Genomic DNA, 20389 nt, shown 5'->3' on the forward strand with positions numbered 1-20389 from the left:
ATATTTTTACATATTTTTATGGAATGTACGGCTAATAACATCCATTTGTTGTTCACGTGTTAATTTAATAAAGTTAACCGCATATCCAGAAACACGAATTGTAAGTTGTGGATACTCTTCTGGATGATCCATAGCATCAAGTAATGTGTCGCGGTTTAGAACGTTGACGTTTAGATGATGTCCACCTTTGATGACATAGCCATCTAACATATTTGCTAAGTTACGATGTTGGTTAGCATCACCTTTTCCTAATGCATCTGGAACGATCGAGAAGGTGTTGGAAATGCCATCTAATGAGTATTCATATGGAAGTTTAGCAACAGAGTTCAAACTGGCTAAAGCACCATTTTTATCGCGTCCATGTAATGGGTTTGCACCAGGAGCAAATGGTTCACCTGCACGGCGTCCATCTGGTGTATTACCCGTTGCTTTACCATAGACCACGTTAGAGGTAATGGTAAGAATTGATGTCGTATGAACAGCGTTACGATAAGTTTTATGTTCTTTTACTTTATTCATAAAGGTTTCAAGTAATTCGATTGCGATTTGATCGACACGATCATCATTATTTCCATATTGTGGATAATCGCCTTCGATTTCATAATCGACAACCAAACCATTTTCATCACGGATTGTATGAACGGTCGCATATTTAATTGCGGACAATGAGTCAACAGCGACTGAGAATCCAGCAATACCTGTGGCCATCGTTCTTAAAATATTTGTATCATGAAGTGCCATTTCGCTTGCTTCATAACTATATTTATCATGCATGTAATGAATTACATTCAATGTATTAATATAAAGTCCTGCAAGCCATGACATCATATCGTCATATTTTTCCATTACTTCATCATAGTCTAAAACATCGCTCGTAATTGGTCGATAAGCAGGTCCTACCTGAGCTTTTGTCATTTCATCGACCCCACCATTAATAGCATAAAGCAATGCTTTAGCTAAGTTGGCACGTGCACCGAAGAATTGCATTTGTTTACCGATTTCCATTGCAGAAACACAGCAAGCAATTCCATAATCGTCACCATAAATTGAGCGCATAATATCATCATTTTCATATTGAATAGCGCTTGTTTCAATTGAGGTTTTTGCACAAAATTCTTTAAAGCTTTGTGGTAAGTTTTTCGACCATAGTACTGTTAAGTTTGGTTCAGGAGCAGGTCCTAGGTTTACTAATGTGTGAAGGAAGCGGTAAGAGTTTTTCGTTACCATATGGCGTCCATCAACACCTACCCCACCAATTGATTCTGTAACCCATGTAGGGTCTCCTGAGAATAATTCGTTATATTCAGGGGTACGAGCAAATTTTACGAGACGAAGTTTCATTACAAAATGATCGACTAATTCTTGTGCTTCTTTTTCTGTTAAAGTGCCTTCTTCAAGATCACGATTTACATAGATATCTAAGAATGTAGAGGTACGTCCTAATGACATTGCTGCACCATTTTGTTCTTTGATTGCTGCTAGATAACCGAGATATAGCCATTGGAATGCTTCTTGTGCATTTTCTGCAGGTCTTGAAATATCAAAGCCATAAATATTTCCTAATTCTTTGATTTCATAAAGTGCACGAATTTGGTCGCTTAGTTCTTCACGAAGTTGAATATTTTCTTCGCTCATAACGCCATTTCCGCCCACGCGCTCTTTATCTGCTAATTTGCTTTCGATTAAGCGGTCAATTCCGTACAATGCAACGCGACGATAATCACCGATAATACGTCCACGTCCATATGCATCAGGAAGTCCTGTAATAATTTTGCTATGTCGTGCAGCGCGCATTTCAGGAGTGTATGCATCGAATACCCCTTGGTTATGCGTTTTGCGATAAGCAGTGAAAATATGTGAAACTTCTTTATCAATTTCATAGCCATAAGACTTAGCACTTGCTTCCGACATACGAATACCACCAAATGGTTGCAGTGAACGTTTGAATGGTTTGTCTGTTTGGAAACCTACGATAGTTTCTAAATCTTTATTTAAATAACCTGGGCCATGAGATGTAATTGTAGATACAATTTTAGTATCCATATCAAGTACACCGCCAGCTTCACGTTCTTTACGATCGAGATCAAGAACGTGTGACCACAATTGTGAGGTTGCTTCTGTTGGTCCTTCTAAAAATTCATCATTGCCATCATATGGTGTGTAGTTGTTTTGAATAAAATCGCGAACTGCAATATCATGTTGCCATTTTGATCCTTTAAATCCACGCCAAGCTTTGTCAAATGAGGTTGTTTCTTTTGACTTTTGCATTTTATACAACTCCTTAGTTTAATAGTGTGACTTGTTTTTCATTGATTTTCATAGTCATAATAGCATAATTTGTGAAGACTTACAACATAAATACAACAGATTGTATGTTAAAATTGTGTTATAAAACACTGGTGCTATAGGCTTTATCGCTATACCAAAATGTATGAAGGCGTTAACCATAATTTTCACAATGATGTGAAAAAAATAAGCAAACCGCTTCACTGTGAGATTAATCACTTCACAATTATTTAGCGGTTTGCTTTTTATATATTTTCAAATGTATATTTTATTCGGGCGATGTGCTTTCTGTTTCACTAAAAATTTTTAAAAATTTTCTGTTATATGATACAGGTTTTCCGTCCTTATTCTCATCGAAAATAAATGATCCATTACTTATGCGATCCGATATTGGCAGCTCAACTTCTTTAACTTCCTTGGAAATATTGTGTTCAGCAGTTATGGTAACTGCTTCATCTGGTAATAGAGGAATAAAAAGTTGCACATGATGCGGATTAGTTTTTAATGTTCTTAAAACACTCAATCCTCTTCTTGCTCTGGCAATTTCATCAAATGAAGAAATATTCATTTTTTTAATAGCTCCTCTTTGTGTAACAATCAATCCATAAGCAGGATTTTGTCCAACCTCAATGACCATTCCAGAAATTACTTCATCGCCTTTTTTCAAGTTAATTGATAGAACACCTGCAGCATTCAGTCCATATGTGGAAACTTCACTTAGAGGATATTTCAGACCGAATCCTTCACGCGTTACTAAGAATACATCATAATGTTTTTGTTCATCTACTTTATAAATAGCCACTACTTCATCTGTATCACTTTGAAGTTTAATCGCTTGATAGCTTTGTGTCATATGGGAGCGTTTTGCTTCAAATTCAGTAACATCTGTTTGCTTAATGCGGCCTTCTTTCGTTATGAATACAATCTTTTCAGTTGATGACAATTTTTTAAATGCAAAAACTGACAATATGAATTCATCTGCTGCAAGTGAGATATCATGAGAAATATGGTATCCCATGTCTTTCCAACGAATTTCTTTTAATTCATGTACGTAGCGATTAATAAAGTTACCTTTATTTGTATATAGAATAAGTTGATCTAATGTATTTAATTGGTCAACAAAAATTAATGCATCCCCTTCACGAATTCCAGCATCATCGCTATTAGATGCAGCATAGGAACGCAGACTTGTTCGTTTCAGATAGCCTTCGCGCGTTACTGTAACAATAACGTCCTCTTCTGTTACTAAGACTTCTTTTTCAATTTTAATTTCAGTGATTTCATCTTCGATGGTAGATAATCTTGGAGAAGGATAGCTATTTTTAATGTCTTTTAATTCAGTGATTACAACTTGATCCAACGTTTTTTTATTGGCAATGATTTCTTTATAGTTTGAAATATCTTGAGCTAACTGTGCCGCTTCTTCTTCCAATTCTATAATATCTGTATTTGTTAAGCGATAAAGCTGTAAGGTGACAATAGCTTCAGATTGCTTTTCAGTAAATGAAAATTCATTGATTAAATTGATTTTCGCATGCGATTTGTTATTGCTGGCTCTAATGACATGAATCACTTGGTCTAATAGGGAGACCGCTTTGATTAAGCCTTGTACAATATGTTCTCTATTTTCGGCTTTTTTTAATAAAAATGCGGTGCGTTTCAAGATCACTTCACGCTTATGTTCAATATAACGATTAATAATCGTACGTAGCCCAACTTGAGCAGGTTTCAAATGGTCAATTGCGATCATATTAAAATTATAATTAACTTGTAAATCAGTATGTTTTAATAAATAATTAAGGATGCCTTGGGCATTAACATCGCGTTTTAGCTCAATCACAATGCGTAATCCATGACGATCCGATTCATCGCGGACTTCACTAATTCCATCAATCGCCTTACTTAAACGAATATCATCAATTTTTCTTACGAGGTTACTCTTATTGACTTCATATGGAATCTCATCGATGATAATCATTTCACGGTGCGCTTTCATCGATTCTATGCGTGTTTTGGCCCGTACGACTACACGACCTTTGCCTGTTTCATACGCTTTTTTCAATTCCGCTTTTCCTTGAATGATACCCCCAGTAGGAAAGTCTGGTCCTTTAATATAATTCATCAATGTGTCTAAGGATGCATTTGGGTGTTTTACAAGATGTATCGTAGCATCTATGACTTCTGCTAAGTTATGTGGCGGAATATCTGTTGCATATCCTGCTGAAATACCCGTTGCACCATTTATAAGCAAATTCGGAAATCTAGCAGGTAATACAACGGGTTCATATTCTGTATCATCAAAATTTAATACAAAAGGAACCGTTTCTTTGTCAATATCTTTTAATAGCTCGTCTGAAATTTTAGAAAGACGTGCTTCTGTATAACGCATAGCAGCTGCCGGATCGCCGTCCATACTGCCATTATTTCCATGCATTTCAATGAGCGGTTCACGCATCTTCCAGTCTTGACTTAGACGAATCATGGCATCATAAACCGAAGTATCGCCATGTGGATGATAATTCCCAATAACATTTCCGACTGTTTTTGCTGATTTTCTGTAAGGTTTACTAAAGGTGTTGCCCTCTTTATTCATTGCAAAAAGAATCCGACGCTGAACAGGCTTCAAGCCATCTCTAATATCGGGAAGAGCGCGCTCTTGAATGATATATTTAGAATATCTACCAAAACGGTCACCCATGACATGTTCTAATGCAATTTCTTGAACTCCTTGTTGATGTGCCATTAAATATCTAACCTTTCCTGATAATACTCTTTTTTATCTTCAGCCATTACGGAGACATCCTCCAATAAGCTACCCTTCTCATCCATCGTAAATTGAACATTATTTTCAATCCAGCGGCGTCTTGGGTCTACTTTAGTCCCCATTAATGTCGAAACATATTTCTCGGCACTGGCATCGTTATTGATTGTTACTCTTATAAGATTTCGAGTCTCTGGATTCATAGTAGTTTCCCAGAGTTGATCGGGATTCATCTCGCCAAGGCCTTTATAGCGTTGGATAATATAGCCTTTTCCTATTTTCTCTGTTGCTTTTTGCAATTCTTCTTCTGTCCAAGCGTAGGCAATTTTTTCGGACTTACCTGATCCTTTTGAAATCTTATACAAAGGTGGCATAGCCAAATATACTTTTCCAGCTTCAATTAATGGTTTCATATAGCGATAGAAGAAAGTTAAAAGCAAGACTTGAATATGTGCTCCATCTGTATCCGCATCGGTCATAATAATAATTTTGTCATAGTGGCTAGCACTTTCATCGAACTCCGCACCGACTCCTGCACCAATGGTATAGATCATCGTTGCAATTTCTTCATTTTTCATAATGTCTTCTAGTGAAGCTTTTTCAGTATTTATTACTTTCCCGCGAAGTGGCAAAATTGCCTGAAATTTTCGGTCGCGTCCTTGCTTGGCACTGCCACCAGCAGAATCCCCTTCTACTAAGTAAAGCTCATTTTTCTTAGCGTTGCGACTTTGAGCAGGTGTTAATTTTCCAGACAGCATGGTTTCACGCTGATATTTTGATTTCCCACTGAGACTTGCTTCACGTGCTTTTCGTGCAGCTTCTCGCGCTTGGCGAGCTTTGATTGACTTTTGCAAAATATTTTGCGATATTTCACCATTTTCTTCTAGAAAAAAGCCAAGCTGCTCAGAAATAATTGATTCAGCTGCAGTTCTTGCATCGGGACTTCCGAGTTTGTTTTTCGTCTGTCCTTCAAATTGAAGTTTGTTTTCGGGAATTCTCACAGAAAGAATGGCGACCAGACCCTCACGTATATCTGCACCTTCCAAGTTCTTATCTCTAGATTTCAAAAAATTATGCTTGCGTGCATATTCATTGAATGTTTTTGTGATCGCTGTTTTGGCGCCGACTTCATGTGTTCCACCATCACGCGTACGTACATTGTTAACAAAGCTTAAGAAATTCTCTGAATAACCATCATTATATTGAAAGGCAAATTCTACCTGAATTTCATCATATTCCCCACTAAAATAACCAACTGGAGTAAGTGTATCTTTATCTTCATTAACATATTCCACAAAGCTTTTAATACCATCCATAAAATGATATTCAATCGCTTCATTTGTTCGTTCATCTTTTACAATGATTTTTGTGTTTTGGAGTAAGAAAGCAGATTCTTGCAGTCGTTCACATAAAATATCAAATGAAAAGGTTGTCACTTGAAAAATTGCGGGATCTGGTTTAAAAGTGACTAAGGTTCCACGTTCTTTTTTAGAAACTTTTTCTTTTTTTATTTTGCCAACAGGCGTGCCACCATGCTCAAAAAGTTGTGTATAACTTGTGCCATCACGATAAACCGTCACTTTTAACCATTCAGATAGTGCATTCACAACGGCAGCTCCAACACCATGAAGTCCCCCTGCTGTTCGATAGCCTCCTTCAGAATCAAACTTACCGCCAGCATGTAGTGTTGTAAAAATAACTTCAATTGTTGATTTGCCTGATTCATGCATCCCCGTTGGAATTCCGCGTCCATCATCGCGTACTGAAATGCTTTCATCTGGATGAATGGTGACAGTTATTTCCGAGCCGTAGCCAGCCAACACTTCATCAACACCGTTATCAACAATTTCAAATACTAAATGATGCAAGCCACGACGATCTGTAGACCCGATATACATTCCCGGTCTTTTTCTGACAGCGTCCAAGCCTTTTAAAATATGAATAGAAGAATCTAAATATTCATTTTTACTCAAGTCTGCTCACTCCTTTTATTACAACCAAACTTAGGTAAATGCTTTATTATTATAGCATACGCTTCATTATACATAAAAAATAAGAATAATTTCACTTGTTTTATATTTCTTTACAAGATGCATCCATGTTAGAATGAAAAGGAAATGAGGAGAGTCTATGAAGTATTTATTATTTATTGTCATTGCTTATTTGTTGGGATCTATCCCCTCTGGCGTTTGGATTGGAAAGTATTTCTTCGGCAAAGATATTCGTGAATATGGCAGTGGCAACTCAGGTGCGACAAATACATATCGTGTATTAGGCATTAAAGCGGGGACAGTCGTAATTATTTTGGACATTTTAAAAGGGACTTTAGCCGTCTTACTGCCACAATATTATGGAATTGATATGCATCCATTGTTTTTTGGAATATTTGCTTGTATCGGCCATGCCTATCCTATTTTTGCTAATTTTAAAGGGGGTAAGGCTGTCGCAACTACCGTAGGAATTATTTTAGGGACCTATCCTCTTACAACCCTTATTGGCACCGTATGCTTTGGCACTGTACTTTATTTAACAAGCATTGTTAGCATTTCCAGTATCATCTTAGGTCTCAGTTCACTTTTATGTGCCTTATTCACCCATGATGTAGTGTTTATTGCGGTCATGATTATATTGAATTTGTTTATAATATATAAGCATCGCGACAATATCCGACGAGTCAAGCAAAAAAAAGAGCGCGAGACCTCTTTTGGCCTTCATTTATTACAAAAAAAGAAAAACCAATAAAAAATACCCCTAAAAAGATTTTGCATGCCATCATTCATTTTAATGTTGTAGGCATATCAGTCTTTAGGGGTATTTTTATTATAGAATATAACGGGATAAATCTTGATCTTCTATGATGGATTCTAATTTTTCTTCGACATATTTTTTCGTAATTTGTACCTCACCCATGGGAACTTGTCCCGCTTCAAAGAGTAAATCTTCCAACAATTTCTCAACGACAGTATATAGTCGGCGTGCCCCAATATTATCTGTTGCACGATTCACTTCAAAGGCAATATCCGCAATTTCTTCAATCGCATCCATTGTAAATTGTACATGGACATCTTCTGTTGCAAGAAGTGCTTGATATTGTTTGATTAGTGAGTTTTTTGGTTTGGTTAAGATCTCAACAAAGTCTTCTGCAGTTAAGTCTTCTAACTCAACACGAATTGGGAATCTACCTTGTAATTCAGGAATTAAATCGCTTGGTTTGGATAAATGAAAAGCACCCGAACCAATAAAGAGAATGTAGTCTGTGCGAACATTTCCATATTTCGTTTTTACGACAGATCCTTCGACAATTGGCAAAATATCGCGCTGAACTCCTTCGCGAGAGATTTGTGCTTGCCCTTGTTGATGAGTTGCAGTAATTTTGTCAATTTCATCAAGGAAAATAATACCGCTATTTTCCGCTAATGCAATGGCCTCAGCATATAAATCACTGGACTGAATTAACCGATCTGCCTCTTGCTCCGTATAGATCTCGACTGCTTCTGCTACCGTCACGTCCCGTTCAATCATTTTAGGAGGATTGAGGCTTTGTAGCGGTCCCATTAAATCAATTCCTAATTGCTCCATTTGATCGGCCATAGGACCAGTAGGGGTTTGATGTTTTTCCTCCACATGAATTGTAACACGCTGTTGATCCATTTGACCTGTACGGATTTTTGCAGCTAATGTTTCTCTTTTTTGACGAACTTCAGAAGAGATTGATTCTTTTCGTGGTGTTCCTGTTGTGGGGTCAATTCCTAAGTTATACATCATTTGTGCAAATGGATTATTGCCAGATGGTTGCTGAGAGTGGCGGTCATTTGTTTCAGCAGGTACTAAGTCTGCCGCTAGTCTATTTGTTGCTGCGCGAAAAGCATCTGCTCGTACTTGCTCATGCTTTACTTTGCGTACTAATTGAATGCTTACCTCGACTAAATCTCGAACCATTGATTCCACATCACGTCCCACATATCCTACTTCTGTGAATTTTGTGGCTTCTACTTTAACAAAAGGTGCATCCATCAGATCGGCTAATCGGCGAGCAATTTCTGTTTTACCTACGCCCGTAGGACCAATCATTAAAATATTTTTAGGCGTAATTTCTTTTTTCATGCTTTCTTCAATTTGTAAGCGGCGATAACGATTGCGCAGTGCAATGGCTACCGCTCTTTTTGCAACATGTTGTCCTACAATATATTGATCCAATTGTTGGACAATTTCTTTTGGGGTAAATTCTTTTACATTCATAGCAATCTTATTAAACCTCCAATGTGATAATTTGGTCATTTGTATAGACATCAATTTCACTGGCAATCTCAAGTCCTGCTTTGGCAATTTCTTGGGCACTCAAGTCTTGCTTGTGTTTTTTTAATGCACGTGCTGCTGCTAGTGCATAATTGCCCCCAGACCCAATACTAATAATCTGATCATCAGGTGCAATGACTTCTCCTGTTCCAGAAATAAGCAAAAGATGTTCCTGATCCATTACAACTAGCAGTGCTTCTAAGTCTTTCATAATTTTATCTTGACGCCATTCTTGCGCTAATTGAACTGCAGCGCGCTTTAAATTTCCTTGCTGTTCATTCAAATAGCCTTCAAATTTTTCTTCTAACTTCATGGCATCGGCGACACCGCCAGCAAACCCGACTAAAACCTGATCATGATAAATTTTTCTGATTTTTCGAGCACTCGCTTTCATAATGACGCTTTCGCCCATAGTGACTTGTCCATCACCTGCCATAGCACTCTGTCCCTTATGATGTACAGCTAATATCGTTGTCATATTATTCTTCCTTTCATTCTTTTTCCTGGTGAGCTCGCGGATGAAATTGCTGATAATTTTTCATTAAATTTTCTTTTGTTACATGTGTATAGATTTGTGTAGATGATAAACTATCATGCCCTAACAACTCTTGAACTTCTCGCAAATTTGCCCCATTATTCAATAAATGCGTAGCAAATGAATGACGCAACATATGGGGATGAATATTTGCAGTTAGACTTGTTTTTTTGATTAACTGTTTCAAAATGTACTGTATTCCGCGAACGGTTAATGGATCACCATATTGATTAATAAATACATAATCATGTTCTTTATGATATTTTTCCATTAGAGGCGTGCGGCTCATTTTATGATAATCTAAGAGTGCCATTTGTGCATAATATCCAAAAGGAACTAGGCGCTCTTTATTGCCCTTTCCAAGAACTTTTATATACCCAATCTCCATATTAACATTATCCCATCTTAGTTGCTGACATTCTGATACACGAATTCCTGTCCCATATAAGATTTCTAAAAGAGCCTTATTCCTGAGATCCAGCGGTTTTTGTCCTTCAACGGATTTGAACAACTCTTCCATTTCTTCGCTATAAAAGAAATTGGGCAGTTGTAATTTTTTATTTTTAACTTGAAGATAAGAAAAAGGATTTTCTTCAACTAAGTGATTCATCAGCAAAAAATTATAAAAAGCACGAAGCGCCGAAACTTTTCGCGAGATCGTCGTGCGTTCATATTTTTCGTCCGTTAGACGACTTAAATAAATTCTTGCATCATTCACTGTCACATGGGTTAAGTCGCAATCGCCCGTTTCAATTAAAAATGCAAAGAAATGATCCAAATCTTCTGCATAAGCTCTAGCTGTAAGCGCGGAGTAATTTTTTTCGTAAAGTATGCGATTCAAAAAATCATTCTTCCATGCATGTATCTGTATCTGCATCTTCGTCCTCCTCATCACTATTGCTACTGTTTATTGTAACATATAATAAGAAAATGACAGATCATCCAAAATTAAAAAACCCTTAAGTTTTGATACTTAAGGGTTTTAATATTATTTTTGTGGATCTTCTGCATAATCGCAGTTGGAACATTTGACCTGCTTCTGACGTGTTGTAACTTTTTCAACGAGATATTCGCCACATTTCGGGCAATTTCTAGAAAGTGGGCGGTCCCAAGATGAAAAATCACATTCTGGATAGCGATCGCAACCATAAAATATACGATTTTTCTTAGTTTTCCGCTCAAGGACGTTACCTTTTTTACATTTCGGACATGTTACACCAATTTCTTTAACAATGGGTTTGGTATTGCGACATTCTGGGAAGTTTGAGCAGGCGTAAAATTTTCCATATTTTCCCATCTTAATAACCATTGGTGAGCCACAATTATCACAGTCAAAACCAGCGGGCTCATCTTTGACGGTAATATTTTTCATCTCATCCATAGCTTTTTCGACATCGCGATGAAAAGGCTGATAAAATTCATCAATAACAGGCACCCATTCTCTTTTTCCTGTTTCAATATCATCCAATTCACTTTCCATTTCTGCAGTGAATTTCGTATCGACAATCTGCGGGAAGAAGTCAATAATTTGTTCATTTACGATTTCTCCCAGTTCTGTCGGTTCAAGGCGGCGATTTTTGATTACTACATAATATCTTTTTTGTAATGTATTTAATGTTGGGGCATAAGTCGATGGGCGACCGACTCCATTTTCTTCCAATGTTTTAATTAAAGTCGCTTCACTATAGCGTGCTGGTGGTTGCGTAAAATGCTGGCGTGGATCAATTTGGACCAATGAAACATTGTCGCCTTCATGCAATTCAGGTAAGATGATATCTTTTTTATTATTTTCTTGATAAACCTTTTGATATCCTTCAAATAAAATCTGACTTCCATTTGCGCGAAATGTTACATCATTTTGTGTAAGATTTACTTGCATGGTGTCATAAACCGCCGCAGCCATCTGACTTGCTACAAAGCGACTCCAAATAAGCGAATATAGTTTATATTGATCAGGCGACAAATATTTTTTTATATCCGCTGGCAAATGATTTATGTTAGTAGGGCGAATCGCTTCATGCGCATCTTGTGTCCCACTTTTGCCAACATAATGCCCAATATATTCCACGCCATATTGAGCTTGAATATATTCTTTAGCTTCTTTTTGAGCGACCGCAGAAATACGTGTGGAATCTGTACGCATATAAGTAATTAAACCCGTAGCGCCACCTCTTCCCAAACTGATCCCCTCATAGAGCTCTTGGGCAGTACGCATTGTCTTATATGTACGGAAATTTAGTTGATTAGCTGCTGTTTGTTGGAGTGTACTCGTTGTAAAAGCAGCTTGTGGTTTTTTAATACGTTCTTTTCGTGTAATTTTATCTACAACGAAAGGTTTTTCTTTATCAATCGCTTTTACAATACTTTGCACAACTTTTTCATTTGGCAGCTCTTTCTTTTGGCCTTTTAGTCGATAAAATTCCGCTTCAAATTTAGAGAGATTTTTTTTGAATTGACCAGAGATTGTCCAATATTCTTCTGGCTTGAAATTTCTAATCTCATTTTCGCGATCAATAATCATCTTCAATGCCACCGACTGAACGCGACCAGCGCTTAGACCACTTTTTACTTTTTTCCATAAAATAGGACTAATCTCATAGCCGACCAATCGATCTAAGACACGACGAGCTTGTTGTGCATCGACCAAATCTAAATCAATTGGGCGCGCTTCTTTAAAGGCATCTTTTACAGCATCTTTTGTAATTTCATTAAAAGTGACACGATTTTTTTCATTTGGATCTAGATCGAGCACATATGCTAAATGCCATGAGATGGCTTCCCCTTCACGATCCGGGTCAGCAGCTAAATAAACTTTTTCTGCTTTTTTTGCTTCTTTTTTTAAATCTTGAACAACTGGACCTTTTCCACGAATTGTAATATAGTCCGGCTCATAATTATTATTAAAATCAATACCCATACGACTTCTCGGTAAATCACGAATATGCCCTATACTTGCAACGACTTTATAATTTTTTCCAAGATATCGTTGAATAGTTTTTGCTTTTGCTGGAGATTCCACAATCACGAGATATTTAAAAGCCAAAACAAAAACCCCTTTCTTATCATTCAAACAATCACTTTAAAAATAATGTTAAATCGATACATATCATAGGACAACCGATTTGAACTTGTCAACTCATGGTGTTAATTTTATTTTTTGAAGGTCCCACTCTTCTATCACCGTCTGTTCATCCGCCACACAAATGGCACCTTGTTGAATTAAATGATTCGTCCCGCGACTTGTTAATGAAAAAATGTCTCCAGGAATTGCAAAAACATCACGTCCCTCATCTAATGCATAAGATGCCGTAATCAGACTTCCGCTTCGCTGCTTTGCTTCAGCAATAAGTACTCCACGACATAATCCTGCAATTATGCGATTTCTATAAGGAAAATGATGTTTTAAAGGCTTCGATTGTAAAGGATATTCTGAAAGAACAAGCTGATTTTTCATTAGGTACTGTTGTAATTTTTGATTTCGCTTCGGATAAAACTTGTCAAGCCCTGTCCCAAGAACTGCTATAGTTGGTGCTTGATATTCTAAAGCTAACTGATGGGCATGGGTATCAATTCCAGCAGCCAATCCACTGACAATCGGCGCTTTTTTATAATGATGTATAAAATGTCTTAAAACAAGATCACATGCGCGAAGACCATAATCAGAACACTTTCTAGGACCTACTACTGCTAATTTATTAGGGAGGGATAATAATTGAACATTCCCACAATAAAATAATAAAAGCGGTGGTGAAAAGATGGCACTCAACTCTTTTGGATATAAGTCATCAAGAATGGTAAGCCACTTTATGCCTTTTTTATGATAATGTGCTTGAATTTCTGTAACAGATAACCGATTTAAGCGATCATCCATCTCGTCTTTTTTTCTTTTGTCAAATTGGACAGTGGTCTGATCAAACATCCAATCAAAAGGAAATATTGCTTCGGGATATTTTATTTTTAAGTAGGCACATTTTGTCTTCGGTGAGATCTCTCCAAGTTGTGCTAATTTAAAAATATCTAAGTTTATGTCTTTCAAATTCTTCATAAATAAATCCTCCAATAATACATTTAACTGCTATATTACCTACAGATTTAAAATTTATTGAAAATTTGTCACAGGTTGGAACGATTTTCGATGAATTGGACATGCTCCAAATAATTTTAGACCTCTTAGATGTTCAGCCGTTCCATATCCTTTATTCGATTCAAAACCATAATGCGGATATTTTTCGCTATATTGGACCATAAGTTCATCACGTGTTACTTTTGCTAAAATACTTGCAGCCGCAATAGAATTCGAGCGGTCATCCCCTTTAATTAGACGAATTTGGGGGATATTCGTATCAATAGTCATTGCATCAATAAGTAAAAGATCTGCTACAGGATTTAACTGCTCAACGGCCATGGTCATGGCGCGTCGTGTCGCTTCATAAATATTAATTTGATCAATTTGTTGAGCGGATTGATAGGATATGCTATAACTTATGGCTTTGGCTTTAATTTCATTAAATAATCGCAAGCGCTCTTTCGAAGAAAGTTGCTTAGAATCTTTCAAACCATAAATTGGACACTGAGGATCTAAGATTACGGCCGCTGCAACTACAGGACCCGCTAATGGCCCGCGTCCTGCTTCATCAATCCCTGCAATCATTTGAAACCCTTTTTGATAATTTTCTTCTTCAATTATATGGTGTGTGCGGTAGAACGCTTGTACTTCTTTTATTTTATCAGCATTTCTTTTCCACTGTTTCGCTGCTTGTTGCACACCTTTTCTTGGATCAAGTAGCAACTGTTGATAAAAAATATTGTCAAAAGAAGAATGACACTGTAAATATTTTTTTATATCGGAAATGCTATAATTTTTAAATTCTTTCATCTGTTGGTCTTTCAAAACTGATCGCTCCTAATATTCCATCTCTTAACTCTTTTAAAAGCATCTGACTTCCTCGTTCATAATCATCAAAAAATCCTCTTTTTTCTGTGATTGCCAATAATAAATCAACGGTCGACAAAGCACTTTCCGAATTTTGCTCTAATTGATACCTTTTTTCTAATATATGAGGATAATGCTCAACTAAAAATGCAATTGCATAAAGTGCAATATCATCTAAGTGCAGTAATTGATCTTTAATAGCACCTGTTACCGCTAAATTTTTACCCGTTTCAAAATCTTCAAATTTAGGCCATAAAATTCCAGGTGTATCTAATAATTCGAATTCTTTTTTATATTTAATCCACTGTTGTGCCTTAGTTACCCCTGGGCGATTGCCTGCAGCTGCTACTTTTTTCCCAGCCAAGCGATTGATTAATGTAGACTTGCCAACATTTGGAATACCAACAATCAAGGCACGAACTGGACGGGGTTTCATTCCTTTGCTTATTCTTTTTTCATTTAGAGTTTCTGTTGCTTGATGAATGGTGTGAATTAATTTTTGTAGATCATTTTTCTTATATGCAGAGAAACTAACCGCTAACTGGTTATTTTTAGCATAATAGTTTAGCCACTCATTAGTAATTTTTTCATCTGCTAAATCACTTTTCATCAATATTTTTATACTCAATTTGTCATGAAGCAATTCACTTAATTTCGGGTTCGCACTGGAATAAGGAATTCTAGCATCCACCAACTCTAAAACGATATCTACAAGAGAGAGTCGTTCATTTACTTCACGTAAAGCTTTTGCCATATGCCCTGGATACCACTGAATGACTGCCATAATGTTTGCTCCTTTATCCTATTAATAACAATCCTATTATAGCACAATAAAAAAATGCCCAGCACGCTGGGCAATCTTTTTAATTAATAAGTATCAAAATGATTAATGGGCCAATATCTTAAGCTGATTTTTCCAATCACTGAATCCTTGTCAATAAATCCAAAAGAACGACTATCTTTAGAATTTAAGCGATTGTCCCCTAGAACAAAATAAGTATCTTCTGGAACTTTCTCTTCTCCTAATAGACTCAGCAAATCAAAATCATTTGTATAATAATAAGAGAGTGAATCAATTAAATCTGCTGGTAAATATTTTTCGTTCATTTCTTTATCATTGATATACAAAGTGTCTTCTCGCATTTCGACTTTATCACCAGGAACGCCAATCACACGTTTTATATATTGTACATTTTTACCAGGTTCAGTATCTGGTGCTTTAAATACAACAATATCAAAGCGTTCAATCGATGCTATTTTATTTAAAATCAAGCGATCACCGCTATCAAATGTAGGATTCATGGAATTACCTTCCACTTTTACACTCGCAAAGAAAAAATATTGTACGATAAAAAAGATTCCTATTATAATGGCCGCATTAAAAATAATACTAATAAGATCAATTAAAAAGCGAGGAATTCTGCTTTTTTCTTTGTGAAACTCGCTACGTGGTGGTAGCGGTGATTCTCCATCATATTGGCTATTTTTATATTCATCATTTGTATATTTCATGTTGTTCCCCACTTTTTATCAATTATTTCTCTCATTTAATAATGTATCAATCGCTGCTTGATATTGCTTGTCATCAGCTATCATTCGTTCGCGAACAGCTGTCGACAGTGCACCTGCAGTTTCTGCTTGAACCTTTCCAGTAACTTCTATTTCATGTTGTTGCTGGAAATCTCTAACACTTTCTTGTGTCTTTTCATCGAAAACATTTGTCTGATTAACATCATATCCTAAATATTTTAAGATCGTCTTAATATTTTCGACTTCTGGTCCAATATCATCGATTTCATAAGTTTTTTCAGTGTTAATCGCAAACATTGCATCTGGAACATCAGATGCTACTTCAATATCAGGCATAATCCCTTTTTCGTTAATTGGCTCACCAGTTGCTGTTAGCCAGCGCCCCATCGTAATTTTTAATTCACCTTTACTATATTGAAGTGGTTGTATGGTTTGAATTGTACCTTTTCCAAAGGTTTTTTGGCCGATAAGAGGAATATTAATTGACTGCAATGCACCTGCTAAAATTTCTGAAGCACTAGCACTTCCGCCATCAACCAATAGTACAACATTTCCCTTAAATTTATAAGTCCCTAATGCTTTTTCAGCATAATAGATCGTTGGAGCTTTTTGTGTGCGATCAGTAGATTGCATAATAGGTTTTCCATCAGGCACAAAAACATTTGCCACTTGGAGTGCTCCAATCAAGACACCCCCAGGATTATTGCGAACGTCCAAGACAATTGACTGAATTCCTTGGTTCTCTAATTTTTTTAGCGCCTCTATTAATTCTTTAGCTGTCGGTTCGCTGAATTTTGTCAGCCGAATATGGGCAATATCTGGATGCTCTTCCTTAATCTCCACTTTAACTGTTTCAACTGGAATCTTCGCACGTGTCAGTTCTACATCAAATTGTTGCTGACCTCTTAAAATTGTTAAAGTTACTGTCGACCCTTCTTCTCCGCGAATTAGATCAACGGCTTCAGATAATTGCATACCTGTCAGCGACGTTCCATCTACGCTTAAAATGTAGTCATTCGCTTGAATTCCAGCTCTTTCTGCAGGAGAATCACTTAATGGAGCAATTACTTTAATATATTGTCCTTCCATTGTGACCTCTGTCCCAATACCTTGAAATGATCCTGAAATATCTTCTGTTAAACTTTTTGCAAAATCTTCGCTTAAGTATTCTGTATATGGATCACCTGCACTTTGCGCCATACCTGTTAATGCGCCATCAATCAGCTTTTGCTTATCCACTGAATCAACATAGCGAGTGAGGAGTAGCTTATACATTTCTTCAAGCGGTGCTAATTCTTTTTCAGTATGGATCGTACTCATCCAAACTTCATTGTTAGCTTTTAATTGATAATCTTTATACAAAGATGTTCCAACTATCGCTAATACGACAGCACCTACTATAGAAATAATATATTGTTTTAATGTTACTTTTTTATTCCATTGCTTTTTCGATGAACTCACTCGCTACACCTTCTTTAGTGGTTAATTTTCATGATGAATGGCTGCTTCAAGTGCTATTTTTATCATATCATTAAATGTTGTTTCTCTTTCTTCCGCGCTCGTCTGCTCTCCCGTTATAATATGGTCGCTTACTGTACATACAGCAAGTGCTTTACGATTATGTTTCGCTGCAATCGTGTAAAGTGCTGCTGCTTCCATTTCAACACCTAAGATACCATATTCTGCCAATTTTACTTTATCAAGTTCTTCATTATAGAAACGGTCAGCAGTCAAGATGTTGCCGACATGCACATTGTAGCCTGCTTTTTTCCCTGTTTCATACGCTGCTTTTAAAAGTGAGAAATCAGCAAGCGGAGCATAATCTACTTGTTGATGAAAAATTTGGCGGTTCATGCCCGAATCAGTCGTGGCTCCTTGCGCTAAAATAACATCACGTACTTTAACATCTTCTTTCAATGCGCCAGCAGATCCGACACGAATTAGAACTTCACAATCAAAATCGCGAATTAATTCTTCAACATAAATACTTATCGATGGCACACCCATTCCAGTTCCTTGAACAGAAATAGGAACCCCTTGATAAGTTCCTGTATAACCAAAAGCATTACGCACTGTATTATATTGTCTAACATCTTCTAAAAAAGTTTCTGCAATATATTTAGCGCGTAAAGGATCCCCTGGTAATAAAACAATTTTCGCAATATCTCCTTTGCTTGCTCCAATATGTGTACTCATATCGTATTTTCCTCCTTGTTAATAAATATCGTCTCCATCATATCATAATTGAAGAAAAATCCCATATTTTTTTTGATTTAAAGTACATCGACTTGATGTTGATAAGTATAGATCCCCCATGCCTCATCAAAAATTAACATCGATTCTAAGTAATTCGTAGAAAGTTCTAAATATGCACTTAATTCATCATATGACTTCGACTGCTTAGGAAAATTTGTATCTTTAAAGACCGACTCTGCAAACTGAGCAATCTCTAGATGATTCTTGCTACCTCTTTCTGTCATTAAATAGTCATAGAATGACTTTTCAAATGAATGGGGCATTTGTATTCCTCTATTCTTTCATTGCAGATTTTTTAATATATGTTTCAAATACATGATCATAAATATTTTTATTATCTAATTCACCTTTTTTTGAATCAATCAGTTCAAAATTTGACCAATTCAATTCTGGCATTTTAACATCTGTTTGAAAATGGTGCAAAAGCTTCGTACATAAAAGTAAATTCACATCATCTCGATATAATTGATACACAGATGCACCGCCAATAATATGTATCGGCAATTGATAGGTTAAGGCATCTTCTAATAATTTGCGACTATCATGATAAATATGGCATCCAGCCGCCTCAAAATCATCTTGACGTGTTAAAATAAAATTCTTTCGATTTTTTAGTGGTGGATGAGGGATACTTTCATATGTTTTTCGTCCCATAACGACAATACCGTCCCACGTCACTTCTTTAAAATATTGCATATCAGCGGGCAGTTTCCATGGAAGTGTTCCGCGGTTGCCTATACCACCGTCCATATCTTGCGCCCACACAAAAGTAATTGGAGTAACCCCTTCTTTTAAGCGATTAAGAATATTCTTGTTGATTGTCATATTATTCCTCCTACTTAGACCGCAATAGGTGCTTTAATGCCCGGGTGCGGTTTATATCCAATAAGTTGAATGTCCTCTTCTGAAAAATCAAAAATACTCGCTGGCTGTTCACTCAATTGAAGTTGTGGGAGATTACGCGTTTGCCGACTCAACTGCTTATGAATTTGATCCATATGATTTAAATAAATATGAGCATCGCCAAAAGTATGAATAAATTCTCCAACTTCCAAGTTGCATTCGCGTGCAATTAAAAAAGTGAGCAATGCATAACTGGAAATGTTGAAAGGTACACCTAAAAATACATCAGCACTTCTTTGGTACAGTTGACAACTTAATTTCCCTTCTGAAACATAAAATTGAAATAGACTATGACAAGGAGGCAACGCCATTTGATCGACTTGGGCAGGATTCCATGCAGAAACAATATGTCGTCTTGAATAGGGATTTTCTTTAATGGATTGAATAACTTGTTGAATTTGATCAATCGTTTCGCCATTTTCTCCAGGCCACGAACGCCACTGATAACCATATACTTTACCTAAATCGCCATATTGTTTTGCAAAACGGTCATCAGCTAATATTTTTTCTTGAAATTTTTTCATTTCTTGTTGATAGATTTCGTTAAAAGCTTCATCCTTTACTGCTCTTAATCCAAAATTGGTCATATCAGGACCATTATAGTCTTTGCTACTAACATATTTTTCAAAAGCCCATTCATCCCAAATATGATTGTTTCTTTCTAGCAAATATTTAATATTAGTGTCTCCTTTTAAAAACCATAACAGTTCAGATTTTATCAAACCAAATGGCACCCTTTTGGTCGTTAAGATTGGAAAACCCTCACGTAAATTAAATCGCATCTGATAGCCAAACACTGATTTTGTACCGACACCTGTACGATCTTTTCTTTCAAGACCATTTTCTAATATATGTTGCGCGAAATCTAAATATTGCTTCATCAACGATC

General features: G+C 36.5%; 17 protein-coding genes. 1 reads left to right on the forward strand and 16 read right to left on the reverse strand.

Going from position 1 to position 20389, the window contains the following annotated elements:
- Nucleotides 1-6 precede the first annotated feature (6 nt).
- The 3 genes from pflB to parE all read right to left on the reverse strand — a co-directional run bounded on the left by pflB (nt 7) and on the right by parE (nt 7020).
- Nucleotides 7-2268, reverse strand: a complete 2262-nt coding sequence (pflB, locus tag C231_RS0100940; RefSeq protein ID WP_018658782.1) for a formate C-acetyltransferase — start codon at nt 2266-2268, stop codon at nt 7-9.
- Nucleotides 2269-2554: 286 nt separating this feature from the next.
- Nucleotides 2555-5029: a DNA topoisomerase IV subunit A gene (gene parC / locus C231_RS0100945; RefSeq protein WP_018658783.1), complete on the reverse strand. Its 2475-nt coding sequence runs from the start codon at nt 5027-5029 to the stop codon at nt 2555-2557.
- On the reverse strand, nt 5029-7020 hold the full coding sequence (parE, locus tag C231_RS0100950) for a DNA topoisomerase IV subunit B (RefSeq protein WP_018658784.1): 1992 nt from the start codon (nt 7018-7020) through the stop codon (nt 5029-5031). The genes parC and parE overlap by 1 nt, the downstream gene beginning before the upstream one ends.
- 157 nt (nt 7021-7177) lie before the next feature.
- Between parE and plsY the strand changes: the two genes are divergently transcribed.
- Nucleotides 7178-7789, forward strand: coding sequence for a glycerol-3-phosphate 1-O-acyltransferase PlsY (plsY, locus tag C231_RS0100955; protein WP_018658785.1), 612 nt, complete (start codon nt 7178-7180; stop codon nt 7787-7789).
- 78 nt (nt 7790-7867) lie between these two features.
- Here the strand turns inward: plsY and hslU are convergent, their stop codons facing one another.
- The 13 genes from hslU to C231_RS0101020 form a co-directional block, all read right to left on the reverse strand.
- A complete protein-coding gene (gene hslU / locus C231_RS0100960) occupies nt 7868-9286 on the reverse strand; it encodes an ATP-dependent protease ATPase subunit HslU (RefSeq protein WP_018658786.1) in 1419 nt (472 codons plus the stop codon).
- Nucleotides 9287-9296: 10 nt separating this feature from the next.
- Nucleotides 9297-9821 (reverse strand): HslVU peptidase proteolytic subunit, encoded by a 525-nt coding sequence (hslV, locus tag C231_RS0100965; RefSeq protein ID WP_018658787.1) that lies wholly within the window; start codon nt 9819-9821, stop codon nt 9297-9299.
- 13 nt (nt 9822-9834) lie between these two features.
- A complete protein-coding gene (xerC, locus tag C231_RS0100970; protein WP_040407968.1) occupies nt 9835-10749 on the reverse strand; it encodes a tyrosine recombinase XerC in 915 nt (304 codons plus the stop codon).
- A 117-nt stretch (nt 10750-10866) separates the two neighbouring features.
- Nucleotides 10867-12921 carry a type I DNA topoisomerase gene (topA, locus tag C231_RS0100975; RefSeq protein ID WP_018658789.1) on the reverse strand — a complete coding sequence of 685 codons (2055 nt, stop codon included), beginning with the start codon at nt 12919-12921 and terminating at the stop codon, nt 10867-10869.
- A 93-nt stretch (nt 12922-13014) separates the two neighbouring features.
- Nucleotides 13015-13923: a DNA-processing protein DprA gene (gene dprA / locus C231_RS07520; RefSeq protein ID WP_018658790.1), complete on the reverse strand. Its 909-nt coding sequence runs from the start codon at nt 13921-13923 to the stop codon at nt 13015-13017.
- Between the two features lie 54 nt (nt 13924-13977).
- The gene (locus C231_RS0100985; protein ID WP_018658791.1) at nt 13978-14769 is read right to left on the reverse strand and encodes a ribonuclease HII; all 792 of its coding nucleotides are present in this window, start codon (nt 14767-14769) and stop codon (nt 13978-13980) included.
- Nucleotides 14741-15595: a ribosome biogenesis GTPase YlqF gene (ylqF, locus tag C231_RS0100990; protein ID WP_018658792.1), complete on the reverse strand. Its 855-nt coding sequence runs from the start codon at nt 15593-15595 to the stop codon at nt 14741-14743. Before ylqF ends, C231_RS0100985 begins: the two co-directional genes overlap by 29 nt.
- An 83-nt stretch (nt 15596-15678) precedes the next feature.
- Complete coding sequence (gene lepB, locus C231_RS0100995; RefSeq protein ID WP_018658793.1) at nt 15679-16323, reverse strand: signal peptidase I; 645 nt, start codon at nt 16321-16323, stop codon at nt 15679-15681.
- Nucleotides 16324-16341: 18 nt separating this feature from the next.
- Entirely contained in the window at nt 16342-17802 is a 1461-nt protein-coding gene (locus tag C231_RS0101000) for a S41 family peptidase (RefSeq protein ID WP_018658794.1), read from the reverse strand.
- 21 nt (nt 17803-17823) lie between these two features.
- The gene (gene deoD / locus C231_RS0101005; protein WP_018658795.1) at nt 17824-18537 is read right to left on the reverse strand and encodes a purine-nucleoside phosphorylase; all 714 of its coding nucleotides are present in this window, start codon (nt 18535-18537) and stop codon (nt 17824-17826) included.
- Between the two features lie 77 nt (nt 18538-18614).
- Complete coding sequence (locus tag C231_RS0101010) at nt 18615-18860, reverse strand: YozE family protein (protein WP_018658796.1); 246 nt, start codon at nt 18858-18860, stop codon at nt 18615-18617.
- A gap of 10 nt (nt 18861-18870) precedes the next feature.
- Nucleotides 18871-19422 (reverse strand): dihydrofolate reductase, encoded by a 552-nt coding sequence (locus tag C231_RS0101015; RefSeq protein ID WP_018658797.1) that lies wholly within the window; start codon nt 19420-19422, stop codon nt 18871-18873.
- 14 nt (nt 19423-19436) lie between these two features.
- A complete protein-coding gene (locus C231_RS0101020; protein ID WP_245533368.1) occupies nt 19437-20384 on the reverse strand; it encodes a thymidylate synthase in 948 nt (315 codons plus the stop codon).
- Between the last annotated feature and the right edge of the window lie 5 nt (nt 20385-20389).

The sequence above is a fragment of the Allofustis seminis DSM 15817 genome (genome assembly GCF_000374325.1).
GTDB lineage: Bacteria > Bacillota > Bacilli > Lactobacillales > Carnobacteriaceae_A > Allofustis > Allofustis seminis.